Consider the following 13,300-nt stretch of genomic DNA (forward strand, 5'->3'; position numbering starts at 1 on the left):
GGTATCAGCACACACAGCCCCCCGTGGGAGCTGGCTTGCCTGCGATAGCATCATCTCTGTCTAATTGACAGACCGAGTTGTCTGCATCGCGGGCAAGCCAGCTCCCACACAAGCCAGTTCCCAAAAGGATCGATGTCGGGGGGTTAGAGCTTGGCTTTGACTGCCGCCAACGCATCCTGGCCGTCCACGGTTTTTACGCCATCGAGCCACTTATCCAGCACCGCCGGATTGGCCTTGATCCACGCCTTCGCCGCATCAGCGTTGCTGACTTTTTTATTCACCACCTCCGCCATGATGCTGTTCTCCATTTCCTGGGTGAAACTCAGGTTGGTCAGCAGTTTTCCGACATTCGGGCAGGCTTGTGCATAGCCCTTGCGGGTCAAGGTATAAACGCTGCCGGTGTCACCGAAGTACTTCTCGCCACCCTTGAGGTAATGCATTTTCAACTGCACGTTCATCGGGTGCGGCGTCCAGCCGAGGAAGGTCACGAATTTCTGTTTTTTAACCGCCCGCGACACTTCGGCCAGCATCGCCTGTTCACTCGACTCGATCAGCTTCCACTGGCCGAGGTCGAAGTCGTTCTTCTTGATGATGTCCTGCAGCGAGATATTGGCCGGCGCGCCGGAGCCGATGCCGTAGATCTTCTTGTCGAACTTGTCGGCAAACTTGTTCAAGTCAGCAAAGTCATGCACCCCGGCGTCCCATACGTAGTCCGGCACGGCGAGGGTGAACTCGGTGCCGTCGAGGTTTTTTGCCAGTTGCACCACATCGCCATTGGCCACGAACTTGTCATAGAAGCCCTGCTGCGCCGGCATCCAATTGCCCAGGAACACATCCACCTGGCCGTCCTTGAGCCCGCCAAAAGTGATCGGCACCGCCAGGGTGTCGACCTTGGCCTTGTAGCCCATGCCGTTCAACAGAAAACCGGTGATGGCATTGGTGGCGGCGATATCGCTCCAGCCTGGATCGGCCATCTTCACCGTGTCGCAGCCAGTGTCCGCGTACGCATTGGCGCTACTGAGCACCAACATGCCCAGCACTACAGTCAACTTTTGCATGGCCTTCCCTTTGTCTATTTATGGGTGTTGGCAGGGTTGTGGGTAACGTGCCTCGCGCTCCAGGTCGTCGAGGTCGATGTGGTTGCGCATGTATTGCTGACTGGCGTCCACCAGTGGCTGGTGATCCCAGCTCTTCAGCTTGCCTTGGGTCAGCGCCTCAAACACCAGGCGGCGACGGCGTTGGCTGGCGAGCACCTGCTGGTGGATCGCCGGGATGTCCCATTTGGCCCGCGCCTCACTCAAAAACGCCTCGAACAGTGGCCGGTGTTCCGGTGACTGGCTGAGGTTTTCCCGCTCGTGCGGGTCGTTGTGCACATCGAACAGTAGACAAGGATCGTCCTCGCTGTAGATGAACTTGTACGCGCCACGGCGAATCATCATCAGCGGGCTGATGGTGCCTTCGGCCATGTATTCGCCAAACACTTCGTCGTGCCCGCCCTGCCCCTGCAAGTGCGGGACCAGCGAGCGTCCGTCCAGCGGCAAGCGTGGGTCCAGCTCGCCGCCGGCCAGCTCCACCAACGTCGGCAACAGGTCGGCCGTGGAAACCGCTTTGGTTACGCGGCCCGCCGCAAACTGCCCCGGCGCACTGACCAGCAGCGGCACGCGGGCGGCCATTTCAAACCAGTGCATTTTGTACCAGAGGCCGCGCTCGCCGAGCATGTCGCCGTGGTCGCCGGAGAAGATGATGATCGTGTCATCGGCAAGGCCGGTGTCTTCCAGGGTTTGCAGGAGTTTGCCGACGTTGCTGTCGATGTAGCTGCACGCGCCAAAATAGGCGCGGCGCGCATCACGGATCTTGTTCAGCGGCAGCGGCTTGTCCCACAGGTCGTAGACCTTGAGCAGGCGCTGCGAATGCGGGTCGAGGTCGGCCTGGGCCGGCGTCGTAGGCAATGGGATGTCGGCATCGTCGTACAGGTCCCAAAACGCCTTGGGAATGGTGTACGGGTCGTGTGGGTGAGTCATCGACACGGTCAGGCAGAACGGCTGGTCACCCTCATTGCGGATATGGTCGAACAGGTACTGCTGGGCCTTGAACACCACCTCTTCGTCGAAATCCAGCTGGTTGGTGCGCACGCACGGGCCGGCTTGCAGCACCGATGCCATGTTGTGATACCAGGTGGGGCGCACGTCCGGCTCATCCCAGTTCACCGCCCAGCCATAGTCGGCGGGGTAAATGTCGCTGGTCAGGCGTTCTTCATAGCCGTGCAACTGGTCAGGGCCGCAGAAGTGCATCTTGCCCGACAGCGCGGTGCGGTAGCCGAGGCGGCGCAGGTAGTGGGCGTAAGTCGGCACATCGCCAGGGAAATCTGCCGCGTTGTCGTAGGCGCCGATCTTGCTCGGCAACTGGCCGCTGACCAGCGTGAACCGCGATGGCGCGCACAGCGGGCTGTTGCAATAGGCGGCGTCGAACACCACACCCTGTTCGGCGAGGCGGCTCAGGTTTGGCAGTTTGATCGGGGAAGGTCCGTAGAACGGAAGCAGCGGCGCGGCCATTTGATCGGCCATGATGAAAAGAATGTTCTTGCGCTTCATGAGTCTTCGGCATTCCATAGGCGGTGTTTATGCGAATGAGCATGCGGCCCATGGAAAATGGGGTAAAGCCCATGAAAAGCAATGTCTAGGATAAGCACAGCTTATGTATGAAGCCCTCGGCGATGTATCCCTCGACCTGCTGCGCGCGTTCGAGGCGGCGGCGCGTCATCGCAGCTTCACTGCTGCGGCCATGGAGCTGGGCACTACCCAGCCTGCCATTAGCCAGCAGATCAAGCGCCTCGAAGAACAGCTGGCGATTCGCCTGTTTGATCGCATTTACCGTGGCATTGAATTGACCGATGCCGGCGCCCTGCTGTTCGAGCATGTGCAAGGCGGGTTGCAGACCATCAACCAAGGCCTGAGCGCGATCACCCAGCAGGACCAGCATGAAGTGCTGCAAGTGGCCACCGACTTCGCCTTCGCCGCCTATTGGCTGATGCCGCGCCTGCACCGCTTTCACCAGGCCAACCCGCAGGTAGACGTGAGCCTGGTCACCAGCGAACGCAACCATGCCACTTTGCGCAGCGATATCGACGTGGCGGTGTTGTTTGGCGATGGACGTTTCAAACAGGGCGACAGCCTCTGGCTGTTCAACGAGGAAGTGTTCCCGGTGTGCAGCCCGCAATGGCTCAAGGACCAGACCACGCCGCTGACCGTGCAGACGCTGCAGGACTGTCCGCTGCTGCACCTGCGCCAGGAAAACAATAGCCAATGGTTCGACTGGAGCGGCGTGTTTCGCGAGCTGGGCATTACCACCGCGCCCACACCCGGCCAACTGCGCTTCGACAACTACACCCTGTTGATCCAGGCCGCGATTGCCGGCCAGGGCGTGGCCATTGGCTGGCGCCACTTGGTGGATAACCTGCTGGAGCAGAACTGGCTGTGTCGGCCGATCAGCGACACGGTGATCTCACGCTTCGGTTATTACGTGGTCCAGCCCCAGCGCAAACGTCGGGGGCAGTTGGTCGAACGCTTTGTCGACTGGCTGGTGGCCGAGCAAGCCCGCAGCGCACAGTCGCTGACCGGGCTGGCCCTGCCGTCGATTGCGGTCTAGGATCGGCGCATATTGGATCCGGATTTCGCCATGCAACGTATCAAGGGCTACCACGCTCATATCTACTTCGACGCCAGCACCATCGACCAGGCGCGCCAGCTCTGCGAGGACGCGGCCAAGCTGTTTCCGTTGCGCATGGGCCGCGTGCATGAACGCCCGGTGGGCCCGCACCCGGACTGGAGTTGCCAGCTGGCGTTCGAGCCGGAATACATCGGTGTGGTGTTGCCATGGCTGGCTTTGCATCGCGAGGGGCTGGTGGTGTTCCTGCACCCTGATACCGGCGATGACCTGAAGGATCACACCGATTACGCGATCTGGATGGGCGCGATGCGCGAGCTGGACCTGTCTATTTTTTAACCAGTGCGTATAAAAATCCCATCCCCTTGGGCAGAGGCGGTGGGATTTTTTATGATTTAGCCCACTATATGGGACTGTTATTTATATATTGAGATATCGCCAGTCATAGGTTTATATTCGCCCATCTGCTTTTTTCAGCACCCACTCATTTCAGGTGAAGCGATGCAGGCGCAATTGATCGCGCTCGACTGGGGGACCAGCTCCCTTCGTGCTTATAAACTCGGCCCAGCCGGCAAGGTGCTCGACCAGCGCGCACTGGCGTTCGGCATCATGCACCTGCCCAGCGAACCCCGGCACATTGCCGGCGTGTGTTGCAGTGATGGCTTCGAGTTGGCGTTTGACGCGGCCTGCGGCGACTGGCTCGACGCCCAGCCCGACTTGCCGGTGATCGCCTGCGGCATGGTCGGCAGTGCCCAGGGCTGGAGTGAAGCGGCGTATCGCAACACGCCGGTCGATGTCGCGAGCCTCGGCCAGGCGCTGCACAGCGTGCGCAGCCTGCGCGGCGTGACGGTGCATATCGTGCCCGGCGTGATCGAACAGGTGGGCTTGCCCAATGTGATGCGCGGCGAAGAAACCCAGGTGCTGGGCGTGCTGCAAGGCCTCGCGGCTGAGGTATTGATCGGCCTGCCGGGCAGTCATTCCAAATGGGTCGAGGTGGTGGATGGCTGCATCACACACTTTGACACCTTCATGACCGGCGAACTGTTTGCCGTGCTGAGCCAGCACAGCATTCTCGGCCGTACGCAAAAAACCTCCGACCACTTCCAGGCCGAGGCCTTTGATCGCGGCGTGCAGGTGGCACTCTCCAACGACGGCCAGCGTGGCGTGCTCTCGACATTGTTCAGCGCCCGCACACTCGGGCTGACCGCCGAACTGGCTCCCGACCAGCAACCGGATTACCTGTCCGGCCTGCTGATCGGGCATGAACTTGCCGGTTTACCGGCCCCTGCAAAACACAAGCCCATCGTCCTGGTCGGCACCGCAGCGCTCTGCGCCCGTTACCAGCGCGCCCTCGCCCTCTGCGGCTTCGCCCACGTCAGCCTGGCGCAAGCCGCCACCGAACGCGGCCTGTGGCAATTGGCCGTGGCGGCCGGGCTCACTCAACCGGCCCTGGAGGCCTGACATGCTCAAGCAAGCACTCGCACACAACGGTTTGATCGCAATCCTGCGCGGTGTACGGCCGGACGAAGCTGAAGCAATCGGCCAAGTGCTCTATCAGGCCGGCTTTCGCGTGATCGAAGTTCCGCTCAATTCGCCGGACCCTTACACCAGCATCCGCACGCTGCGCGACAGCCTGCCCGCCGATTGCCTGATCGGCGCGGGCACCGTGTTGACGCCCGAGCAGGTCGAGCACGTCAAAGCCGCCGGTGGCCAAGTGATCGTCATGCCCCACAGCGATGCCAAGGTGCTACGCGCCGCGAAAGCGGCGGGCTTGTACCTGTCGCCGGGTGTGGCCACGCCCACCGAAGCCTTCGCCGCGTTGGCCGAGGGCGCCGACGTGCTGAAGCTGTTCCCGGCCGAGCAAATGGGCCCGGCAGTGATCAAGGCGTGGCTGGCGGTATTGCCGGCCGGCACATTGCTGCTGCCGGTCGGCGGCGTGACCCCGGACAACATGCAGGTGTATTTCGACGCAGGCGCCAAGGGCTTCGGCCTGGGGTCCGGGTTGTTCAAGCCGGGCATGTCTGTGGGTCAGGTGGCGAGCAGTGCCCAGGCGTATGTCGCCGCCTGGAATGCGCTGAATTGATGCCCTGAAAAGAACGCAAGTTTTGCGCCCTCGGCGCTGCATCGACAAGAGAGATAAGAAGATGAAAATCACCAAACTGACCACCTTCATCGTCCCGCCGCGCTGGTGCTTCCTAAAGGTCGAAACCGACCAGGGCGTGACCGGCTGGGGTGAACCTGTGGTCGAGGGCCGCGCGCACACTGTGGCGGCGGCTGTCGAAGAACTTTCCGACTACCTGATCGGCAAAGACCCACGCAATATCGAAGACATCTGGACGGTGCTCTATCGCGGCGGCTTCTACCGGGGCGGCGCCGTGCACATGAGCGCTCTCGCCGGTATCGACCAGGCGCTGTGGGACATCAAGGGCAAGGCGCTCGGCGTGTCGGTCAGCGACCTGTTGGGCGGCCAGGTGCGCGACAAGATTCGCGTGTATTCATGGATCGGCGGCGACCGCCCCGCCGATACCGCGCGTGCCGCCAAAGAGGCCGTGGCCCGTGGCTTCACTGCCGTGAAAATGAACGGCACCGAGGAGCTGCAGTTTGTCGACAGTTTCGAAAAAGTCGACCTGGCCCTGGCTAACGTTGCCGCCGTGCGCGATGCGGTGGGCCCGAACGTCGGCATTGGCGTCGACTTCCATGGCCGCGTGCACAAGCCCATGGCCAAGGTGCTGATGAAAGAACTCGACCCTTACAAACTGATGTTTATCGAAGAACCGGTGCTCAGCGAAAACTACGAAGCGCTCAAAGAACTGGCGCCGCTGACCAGCACGCCGATTGCCTTGGGCGAGCGCCTGTTCTCGCGCTGGGACTTCAAGCGCGTGCTCAGCGAAGGTTACGTCGACATCATCCAGCCGGACGCCTCCCACGCCGGCGGCATTACCGAAACCCGCAAGATCGCCAACATGGCCGAAGCCTACGACGTGGCCCTGGCCCTGCACTGCCCGCTCGGCCCGATCGCCCTGGCGGCCTGCCTGCAATTGGACGCGGTTTGCTACAACGCGTTTATCCAGGAACAAAGCCTGGGCATCCACTACAACGAGAGCAACGACCTGCTCGACTATGTGCGTGACCCGGGCGTGTTCGACTATGACAAAGGCTTTGTGAAAATCCCCAACGGGCCAGGCCTGGGTATCGAGATCAACGAGGAATACGTGATCGAGCGCGCGGCTATCGGCCACCGCTGGCGCAACCCGATCTGGCGGCATGCCGACGGCAGCTTTGCCGAGTGGTGATCAACCCCTGACGAAATCGGACACAAAATGTGCGAGGGGGCTTGCCCCCTCCCACATCCCGGTTTACTCAGTAAGACCTGTCCTCAATAAACATAAGAAGAGGCAACCCCCCATGCACCCTGAATCCTTCACCGGGCAGGCTTCTCTCGTCACGCCCAGCAGAAAGCGTTTCTTCATCATGGTGCTGCTGTTTATCACCGTGGTGATCAACTACCTCGACCGCAGCAACCTGTCGATTGCCGCCCCGGCGCTGACCAGCGAGCTGGGCATCGACCCGGTGCATGTCGGGCTGATCTTCTCGGCGTTCGGCTGGACCTACGCCGCCATGCAGATCCCCGGCGGCTGGCTGGTGGACCGGGTGCCGCCCCGCATTCTCTACACCGTGGCCTTGCTGCTGTGGTCGATTGCCACCGTGATGCTCGGTTTTGCCGCCAGCTTTATCGCGCTGTTTGTGCTGCGCATGGCGGTCGGCGCGCTGGAAGCGCCGGCCTATCCGATCAACAGTCGCGTGGTCACCACTTGGTTTCCCGAACGCGAGCGTGCCACGGCCATTGGCGTTTACACCTCCGGCCAGTTTGTCGGGCTGGCGTTTCTCACGCCGGTACTGGCCTGGCTGCAACACGCGTTCGGCTGGCACATGGTGTTTGTCGCCACCGGTGGCGTGGGCATTGTGTGGGCGCTGATCTGGTACGCGGTATACCGCGAGCCGAAGGACTTCAAAGGCGCCAATGCGGCTGAAATCGAGCTGATTCGCGAAGGCGGCGGGCTGGTGGATATGCAGGCCAAGGCGGTCAAGGCGCCTTTCAGTTGGGTCGATCTTGGGATCGTACTGAGCAAGCGCAAACTGTGGGGCATCTACCTGGGGCAGTTCTGCCTGAACTCCACGTTGTGGTTTTTTCTGACGTGGTTCCCGACCTACCTGGTGAAATATCGCGGCATGGACTTCATCAAGTCGGGCTTGCTGGCGTCGCTGCCCTTTCTGGCGGCGTTTGTGGGTGTGCTGTGTTCGGGGCTGTTTTCTGACTGGCTGATTCGCCGCGGCACGTCGGTAGGCTTTGCGCGTAAGTTGCCGATTATTGGTGGGCTGTTGATTTCCACGGCGATCATTGGCGCCAACTATGTGGATTCGACGGCGTGGGTGATTGCGTTTCTGGCGGTGGCGTTCTTTGGGAATGGTTTGGCGTCGATTACCTGGTCGCTGGTATCGACCTTGGCGCCGGCGCGGCTGCTGGGGTTGACCGGTGGAGTGTTTAACTTCATCGGTAACTTGTCGGCGATTACTACCCCGATTGTGATTGGCTTTTTGGCCAGTGGTGATTCGTTTGCGCCGGCGATTACCTACATTGCGGTGCTGGCGTTGTTGGGCGCGCTGTCCTATGTGTTGCTTGTAGGCAAAGTCGAACGTATAGAACTGAAGCAATAGCCTGTCGCGAGCGGGCCTCCTGTGGCGAGCGGGCTTGCCCCGCGTTGGGCTGCGCAGCAGCCCCATCAAGGCTACTGCGGTCTTTCAGGGACACCGCGTTATCCGGTTCCGGGGGCGCTTCGCACCCCAACGCGGGGCAAGCCCGCTCACCACGCCAAGCTCCGTCGCCACGACAAGCCCGCTCACCACAGGGTAGTGCGAGGGATTAGTTGAGTACGCCGTCCAGAATCTCGTAGACGATGCCGGTGCCGACTGCGATCAAGACCACGTCCGGGCCGGAACGGCGCCATTCATAACCCTGGTAAACCGGCAGGCGTGCCAGGGCGCGGTTGTCCAGGCGTTCGCCGTAGTAGCCGCGTGGCAGTGGCTGGCCGCGGACCAGGCGTACATTCGGTGGCGGCGGTGCGCCACGGGCGAACTGGCCGTGGTTGTCGTGGATGATCTGCCGTACCGGGCCGAAGTCCTGAGGCGGGCCGCGACGGTTGTCCTGCGGGCCACGGTGGTCATCGCCGCGTTGCTCGTGCTGGCCTTGCGGACCGCCACGGCCAGGGCCATTGTCATCGCCCCGTTGGTCGGGCGGCGCGGCCTGCACCAAGGCACTCGCGCCGAGCATCAGCACGCCGAGACCAGCGATCAAGCGTTTAGGCATTTTCATGGGGTGTTTCCTCAGTACTGCACGAACAAAAAAGGGATTTCGAACCGGGCTCGAAATCCCTTGGTCTTGTCAGTTTAGGTACTGATTCGACAGTATGATTCCTCTGTATCAGGAACTTTACCTACTGCTACACGGCGTTTACTTACGGGCGTTGAGAACGCCTTCCGACAGCGCCGCGCACAAGGTCAACACGCCATCAATTGCCTGCTGATCATTTTTGGCAGTGGCGATGTGATCGATCAACGCCGAACCGACCACCACACCGTCTGCCAGGCGCGCGATAGCGGCGGCCTGTTCCGGCGTGCGGATACCAAAGCCAATGCTGATCGGCAGATCGGTATGCCGACGCAGGCGAGTCACGGCTTCTTCAACGTGCTCCAGGGTGGCCGCACCGGCACCGGTCACACCGGCCACCGACACGTAGTACACAAAGCCGGAGCTGCCATTGAGCACGGTCGGCAGACGCACGTCATCGGTGGTCGGCGTGGTCAGGCGGATAAAGTCGATGCCTGCTGCCTGGGCCGGGTCGCACAGCTCGCCGTTATGCTCAGGCGGCATGTCGACCACGATCAGGCCGTCTACGCCGGCTTCCTTGGCGTCGCTGATGAACTGTGGCACGCCATATTTGTGGATCGGGTTGAAGTAGCCCATCAGCACAAGCGGCGTGTCGTTGTTGTCTTTGCGGAACTCGCGAACCATCTGCAGGGTTTTCGCCAGGTTCTGCTTGGCTTCCAGCGCGCGGATGTTGGCCAGCTGAATCGCCGGGCCGTCGGCCATCGGGTCGGTGAAGGGCATGCCCAGCTCGATCACGTCGGCACCAGCTGCCGGCAGGCCTTTGAGGATCGCCAGCGAGGTGTCATAACCCGGGTCGCCGGCAGTGACGAAAGTCACCAGGGCGGCGCGATTTTGTTCTTTGAGTTGCGCAAAACGTGTTTGCAGGCGGCTCATCAGTGTTTCTCCTGCTTCGACTGTTCCATGTGGTGCATCACGGTTTGCATGTCTTTGTCGCCACGGCCGGAGAGGTTGACCACCATCAGGTGATCTTTCGGCAGGTTCGGTGCGCGTTTGAACACTTCAGCCAGGGCGTGGGCGCTTTCCAGTGCAGGAATAATCCCTTCCAGGCGGCAGCATTTGTGGAACGCCTCGAGGGCTTCGTCGTCGGTCACCGAGGTGTACTGGACACGGCCGATGTCATGCAACCAGGCGTGTTCAGGGCCGATGCCCGGGTAGTCGAGACCGGCGGAAATCGAGTGGGCGTCAATGATCTGGCCGTCGTCATCCTGCAGCAGGAAGGTGCGGTTGCCGTGCAGCACGCCAGGTACGCCACCGTTTAGGCTGGCGGCGTGCTTGCCGGTTTCGATGCCGTGGCCGGCCGCTTCAACGCCGATGATCTCGACGCTGGTGTCATCCAGGAACGGGTGGAACAGGCCCATGGCATTGGAGCCGCCGCCGATGCACGCCACCAGGCTGTCCGGCAGGCGGCCTTCCTGGGCTTGCAGTTGGTCGCGGGTTTCTTTGCCGATCACGGCCTGGAAGTCGCGCACCATCGCCGGGTAGGGGTGTGGGCCGGCTACGGTGCCGATCAGGTAGAAGGTATCGTCGACGTTGGTTACCCAGTCACGCAGGGCTTCGTTCATCGCGTCTTTGAGGGTGCCGGTGCCGGCGACCACCGGGATCACTTCGGCGCCCAGCAGCTTCATGCGGAACACGTTGGCCTGCTGGCGCTCGATGTCGGTGGTGCCCATGTAGATCACGCAGTCGAGGCCAAAGCGCGCGGCCACGGTGGCGGTGGCCACGCCGTGCATGCCGGCGCCGGTCTCGGCGATGATGCGTTTCTTGCCCATGCGCCGCGCCAGCAGGATCTGGCCGATGCAGTTGTTGATCTTGTGCGCGCCGGTGTGGTTGAGCTCTTCGCGCTTGAGGTAAATCTTGGCGCCGCCGCAGAATTCAGTCAGACGCTCAGCGAAATACAACGGGCTTGGACGTCCGACGTAGTCGCGCTGGAAGTAGGCCAATTCTTCGTTGAATGCCGGATCGATCTTGGCCGCTTCGTATTCGCGGGCCAGGTCGAGGATCAACGGCATCAGGGTTTCAGCGACGTAGCGGCCGCCGAACGCGCCAAACAAGCCGTTGGCGTCTGGGCCGTTGCGTAGATCGGTCTGGGACTGAGTCATGGGGCGCTCCAGTAAAGAATGTGAGGAGAGGCAATGAGCGCCACTCTACCCCTGACGCGCTACGCTGAAAACCGATAAGATCGCCGCAACCTGTCAGGAAAACTCACAGATGAGCCGAGACCTTCCACCCCTCAATGCCTTGCGTGCATTTGAAGCCACAGCCCGGCTCAACAGCGTTAGCCAGGCTGCCGAGCAACTCCATGTGACCCACGGCGCCGTCAGCCGCCAGTTGAAGGTGCTGGAGGAGCATTTGGGTGTCAGCCTGTTCGCCAAAGATGGACGCGGCCTTAAACTCACAGATGCCGGTGTTCGGCTACGCGATGCCAGCGCAGAGGCGTTCGAACGTTTGAGGGATGTCTGCGCCGAGCTGACCCAGGCCAGCGCCGACGCGCCGTTCGTGCTGGGCTGTTCGGGCAGTTTGTTGGCGCGTTGGTTGATCCCGCGCCTGGGCCGCTTGAACGCCGACCTGCCGGACTTGCGCTTGCACCTGTCAGCAGGTGACGGCGATCTCGACCCCAGGCGTCCCGGCCTCGACGCCCTGCTGGTGTTCGCTGAGCCGCCGTGGCCGGCGGACATGCAGGTGTACGAGTTGGCCAGTGAGCGCATCGGCCCGGTGATGAGCCCGCGCTTCGCCGGTTACGAGCGTTTGCGCCAAGCCCCGGCGCAAGCCCTGTGCGGCGAAGCCTTGTTGCACACCACCTCGCGCCCGCAAGCCTGGCCCAGTTGGGCGCAGCAATACGGCATCGCACCCGGCGCGTTGAAACACGGCCAGGGGTTTGAGCATTTGTATTATTTACTGGAGGCGGCAGTGGCAGGGCTTGGGGTGGCAATTGCACCAGAACCGCTGGTGGCAGAGGACCTGCGTGCGGGTCGCCTGGTGGCGCCGTGGGGTTTCAGCGAAACCCCGGCGCACCTGGCGCTGTGGCTACCCAAGCGCGCCGCAGACGGGCGCGCGGGTCAACTGGCGCAGTGGCTCAAGGCAGAGCTGTTGCGCCAGCCGATGTAGCCGGTATTTCAGTCGCCGCGTTTGCACAGCAGGTAAGCCGCCAGCAGACCCAGCGCGCCAACGGCGACGCCGGCGGTAGTCCATGGATGCTCTTGTGCGTAGTCCCGGGTTGCAACACCGGTTTCGCGGATTTTGACTTTGCTTTCTTCGTAGGCATCGCTGATCAGATGACGGGAGTGCTTGAGGGCATTCTCGGCATTGCTTTTCAGGGCCTTCAGCGTTTTGCGCGACTCGTCGGACGCATCGTCCTTAAGGCTCTCAAGGGACTTGAGAAGGCTCGAAATCTCGGCTTCCATGCTTTCCAGCGACGCTTTGCGTAAAGAAGTGTTGGCCATGTGGACTCTCCTGAAGTGATTGAGTGGCATGTGTAGATACCGACTCCAGCGTTTTCAGAAAGTGCAGTAAATCTGAACTTTTGAGTGGGAATAGTCGCCAGAAGCAGTACGAACATTGACTGCTACGCTCACTAAAGACCTCAGGAGAAACGCCATGTCTGATCATCACACGTACAAGAAAGTCGAATTGGTGGGTTCGTCGGCGACCAGCATCGAAGACGCCATCAACAATGCCCTCGCCGAAGCGAACAAAAGCATCAAGCACCTGGAATGGTTCGAAGTGACTGAAACCCGTGGGCACATCAAGGACGGCAAGGCCGCGCACTTCCAGGTCACGCTCAAGGTGGGATTCCGAATCGCCAGTAGTTGATCACGTCGGTTGAACTTTGCCGACTGGCCGATTGCCATAACCTGCGCTACAACCAATGGGTGCCGATGCGAAAGCGTCGGCACGCTCTTTTCGATCAGCGCAAGGAAAGTAACGGATGAAGAAGTTCCTGTTAGCGGTAGGTTTGTTGAGCATTGCGGGCACAGCCCTGGCGGCGGGCAAGCCTTGTGAAGAGCTGAAAGGCGAAATCGCAGCGAAAATCGACGCCAAGGGCGCCTCGGGTTACTCGCTGGAGGTGGTAGACAAAGGCGCGGCACCCAGCGACCACAAAGTCGTCGGTAGCTGCGAAGCCGGCACCAAGGAAATCGTCTACAAGCGCGGTTAACCCCTTGCTCCAGACATAAAAAACGACGCACAGGTGCG

The 13,300-nt window shown here is 61.4% G+C and carries 15 protein-coding genes; 9 read left to right on the forward strand and 6 right to left on the reverse strand.

Features of this window, described 5'->3' with window-relative positions; all coding sequences use genetic code 11:
* Positions 1 to 143: 143 nt before the first annotated feature.
* Positions 144 to 1,058: a choline ABC transporter substrate-binding protein gene (choX, locus tag AACW30_RS30970; protein WP_124416082.1), complete on the reverse strand. Its 915-nt coding sequence runs from the start codon at positions 1,056 to 1,058 to the stop codon at positions 144 to 146.
* Between the two features lie 18 nt (positions 1,059 to 1,076).
* Positions 1,077 to 2,591 carry a choline-sulfatase gene (betC, locus tag AACW30_RS30975; protein ID WP_200624166.1) on the reverse strand — a complete coding sequence of 505 codons (1,515 nt, stop codon included), beginning with the start codon at positions 2,589 to 2,591 and terminating at the stop codon, positions 1,077 to 1,079.
* A 103-nt stretch (positions 2,592 to 2,694) separates the two neighbouring features.
* Between betC and AACW30_RS30980 the strand changes: the two genes are divergently transcribed.
* The 6 genes from AACW30_RS30980 to AACW30_RS31005 all read left to right on the forward strand — a co-directional run bounded on the left by AACW30_RS30980 (position 2,695) and on the right by AACW30_RS31005 (position 8,379).
* A complete protein-coding gene (locus AACW30_RS30980) occupies positions 2,695 to 3,645 on the forward strand; it encodes a choline sulfate utilization transcriptional regulator (protein WP_119741280.1) in 951 nt (316 codons plus the stop codon).
* Between the two features lie 30 nt (positions 3,646 to 3,675).
* Complete coding sequence (locus AACW30_RS30985) at positions 3,676 to 4,002, forward strand: DOPA 4,5-dioxygenase family protein (protein WP_106575995.1); 327 nt, start codon at positions 3,676 to 3,678, stop codon at positions 4,000 to 4,002.
* A 162-nt stretch (positions 4,003 to 4,164) separates the two neighbouring features.
* Positions 4,165 to 5,124 (forward strand): 2-dehydro-3-deoxygalactonokinase, encoded by a 960-nt coding sequence (locus AACW30_RS30990; RefSeq protein ID WP_200624167.1) that lies wholly within the window; start codon positions 4,165 to 4,167, stop codon positions 5,122 to 5,124.
* Between the two features lies 1 nt (position 5,125).
* Positions 5,126 to 5,746: a 2-dehydro-3-deoxy-6-phosphogalactonate aldolase gene (locus AACW30_RS30995; protein WP_106575997.1), complete on the forward strand. Its 621-nt coding sequence runs from the start codon at positions 5,126 to 5,128 to the stop codon at positions 5,744 to 5,746.
* A gap of 61 nt (positions 5,747 to 5,807) precedes the next feature.
* On the forward strand, positions 5,808 to 6,956 hold the full coding sequence (dgoD, locus tag AACW30_RS31000; RefSeq protein WP_017137927.1) for a galactonate dehydratase: 1,149 nt from the start codon (positions 5,808 to 5,810) through the stop codon (positions 6,954 to 6,956).
* 112 nt (positions 6,957 to 7,068) lie between these two features.
* The gene (locus AACW30_RS31005) at positions 7,069 to 8,379 is read left to right on the forward strand and encodes an MFS transporter (RefSeq protein WP_200624168.1); all 1,311 of its coding nucleotides are present in this window, start codon (positions 7,069 to 7,071) and stop codon (positions 8,377 to 8,379) included.
* Positions 8,380 to 8,584: 205 nt separating this feature from the next.
* Here the strand turns inward: AACW30_RS31005 and AACW30_RS31010 are convergent, their stop codons facing one another.
* The 3 genes from AACW30_RS31010 to trpB form a co-directional block, all read right to left on the reverse strand.
* Entirely contained in the window at positions 8,585 to 9,034 is a 450-nt protein-coding gene (locus tag AACW30_RS31010) for an anti-virulence regulator CigR family protein (protein WP_106575999.1), read from the reverse strand.
* A gap of 138 nt (positions 9,035 to 9,172) precedes the next feature.
* Positions 9,173 to 9,982 (reverse strand): tryptophan synthase subunit alpha, encoded by an 810-nt coding sequence (gene trpA, locus AACW30_RS31015; protein WP_200624169.1) that lies wholly within the window; start codon positions 9,980 to 9,982, stop codon positions 9,173 to 9,175.
* Entirely contained in the window at positions 9,982 to 11,208 is a 1,227-nt protein-coding gene (trpB, locus tag AACW30_RS31020; protein WP_200624170.1) for a tryptophan synthase subunit beta, read from the reverse strand. The genes trpA and trpB overlap by 1 nt, the downstream gene beginning before the upstream one ends.
* 109 nt (positions 11,209 to 11,317) lie before the next feature.
* Between trpB and AACW30_RS31025 the strand changes: the two genes are divergently transcribed.
* Entirely contained in the window at positions 11,318 to 12,214 is an 897-nt protein-coding gene (locus tag AACW30_RS31025) for a LysR family transcriptional regulator (RefSeq protein ID WP_200624171.1), read from the forward strand.
* A gap of 8 nt (positions 12,215 to 12,222) precedes the next feature.
* On the opposite strand, the gene AACW30_RS31030 is transcribed toward AACW30_RS31025, so the two are convergent.
* The gene (locus tag AACW30_RS31030; RefSeq protein WP_003170746.1) at positions 12,223 to 12,549 is read right to left on the reverse strand and encodes a DUF883 family protein; all 327 of its coding nucleotides are present in this window, start codon (positions 12,547 to 12,549) and stop codon (positions 12,223 to 12,225) included.
* Positions 12,550 to 12,703: 154 nt separating this feature from the next.
* Between AACW30_RS31030 and AACW30_RS31035 the strand changes: the two genes are divergently transcribed.
* Complete coding sequence (locus tag AACW30_RS31035; protein ID WP_003187305.1) at positions 12,704 to 12,919, forward strand: dodecin; 216 nt, start codon at positions 12,704 to 12,706, stop codon at positions 12,917 to 12,919.
* A 115-nt stretch (positions 12,920 to 13,034) separates the two neighbouring features.
* Positions 13,035 to 13,262: a DUF1161 domain-containing protein gene (locus tag AACW30_RS31040; RefSeq protein WP_106576003.1), complete on the forward strand. Its 228-nt coding sequence runs from the start codon at positions 13,035 to 13,037 to the stop codon at positions 13,260 to 13,262.
* Positions 13,263 to 13,300 lie beyond the last annotated feature (38 nt).

Origin of the sequence: Pseudomonas sp. MF6747 (genome assembly GCF_963890955.1) — a bacterium.
GTDB lineage: Bacteria > Pseudomonadota > Gammaproteobacteria > Pseudomonadales > Pseudomonadaceae > Aquipseudomonas.

Bases quoted from the DNA above. Each gene is read 5' to 3' on its own strand.
- trpA (WP_200624169.1), bottom strand. From the start codon at position 9,982: ATGAGCCGCCTGCAAACACGTTTTGCGCAACTCAAAGAACAAAATCGC.
- trpB (WP_200624170.1), bottom strand. From the start codon at position 11,208: ATGACTCAGTCCCAGACCGATCTACGCAACGGCCCAGACGCCAACGGC.
- AACW30_RS30990 (WP_200624167.1), top strand. From the start codon at position 4,165: ATGCAGGCGCAATTGATCGCGCTCGACTGGGGGACCAGCTCCCTTCGT.
- AACW30_RS30980 (WP_119741280.1), top strand. From the start codon at position 2,695: ATGTATGAAGCCCTCGGCGATGTATCCCTCGACCTGCTGCGCGCGTTC.
- AACW30_RS31030 (WP_003170746.1), bottom strand. From the start codon at position 12,549: ATGGCCAACACTTCTTTACGCAAAGCGTCGCTGGAAAGCATGGAAGCC.
- AACW30_RS31025 (WP_200624171.1), top strand. From the start codon at position 11,318: ATGAGCCGAGACCTTCCACCCCTCAATGCCTTGCGTGCATTTGAAGCC.
- AACW30_RS31010 (WP_106575999.1), bottom strand. From the start codon at position 9,034: ATGAAAATGCCTAAACGCTTGATCGCTGGTCTCGGCGTGCTGATGCTC.
- betC (WP_200624166.1), bottom strand. From the start codon at position 2,591: ATGAAGCGCAAGAACATTCTTTTCATCATGGCCGATCAAATGGCCGCG.
- AACW30_RS31035 (WP_003187305.1), top strand. From the start codon at position 12,704: ATGTCTGATCATCACACGTACAAGAAAGTCGAATTGGTGGGTTCGTCG.
- dgoD (WP_017137927.1), top strand. From the start codon at position 5,808: ATGAAAATCACCAAACTGACCACCTTCATCGTCCCGCCGCGCTGGTGC.
- AACW30_RS31005 (WP_200624168.1), top strand. From the start codon at position 7,069: ATGCACCCTGAATCCTTCACCGGGCAGGCTTCTCTCGTCACGCCCAGC.
- AACW30_RS30995 (WP_106575997.1), top strand. From the start codon at position 5,126: ATGCTCAAGCAAGCACTCGCACACAACGGTTTGATCGCAATCCTGCGC.
- AACW30_RS30985 (WP_106575995.1), top strand. From the start codon at position 3,676: ATGCAACGTATCAAGGGCTACCACGCTCATATCTACTTCGACGCCAGC.
- choX (WP_124416082.1), bottom strand. From the start codon at position 1,058: ATGCAAAAGTTGACTGTAGTGCTGGGCATGTTGGTGCTCAGTAGCGCC.
- AACW30_RS31040 (WP_106576003.1), top strand. From the start codon at position 13,035: ATGAAGAAGTTCCTGTTAGCGGTAGGTTTGTTGAGCATTGCGGGCACA.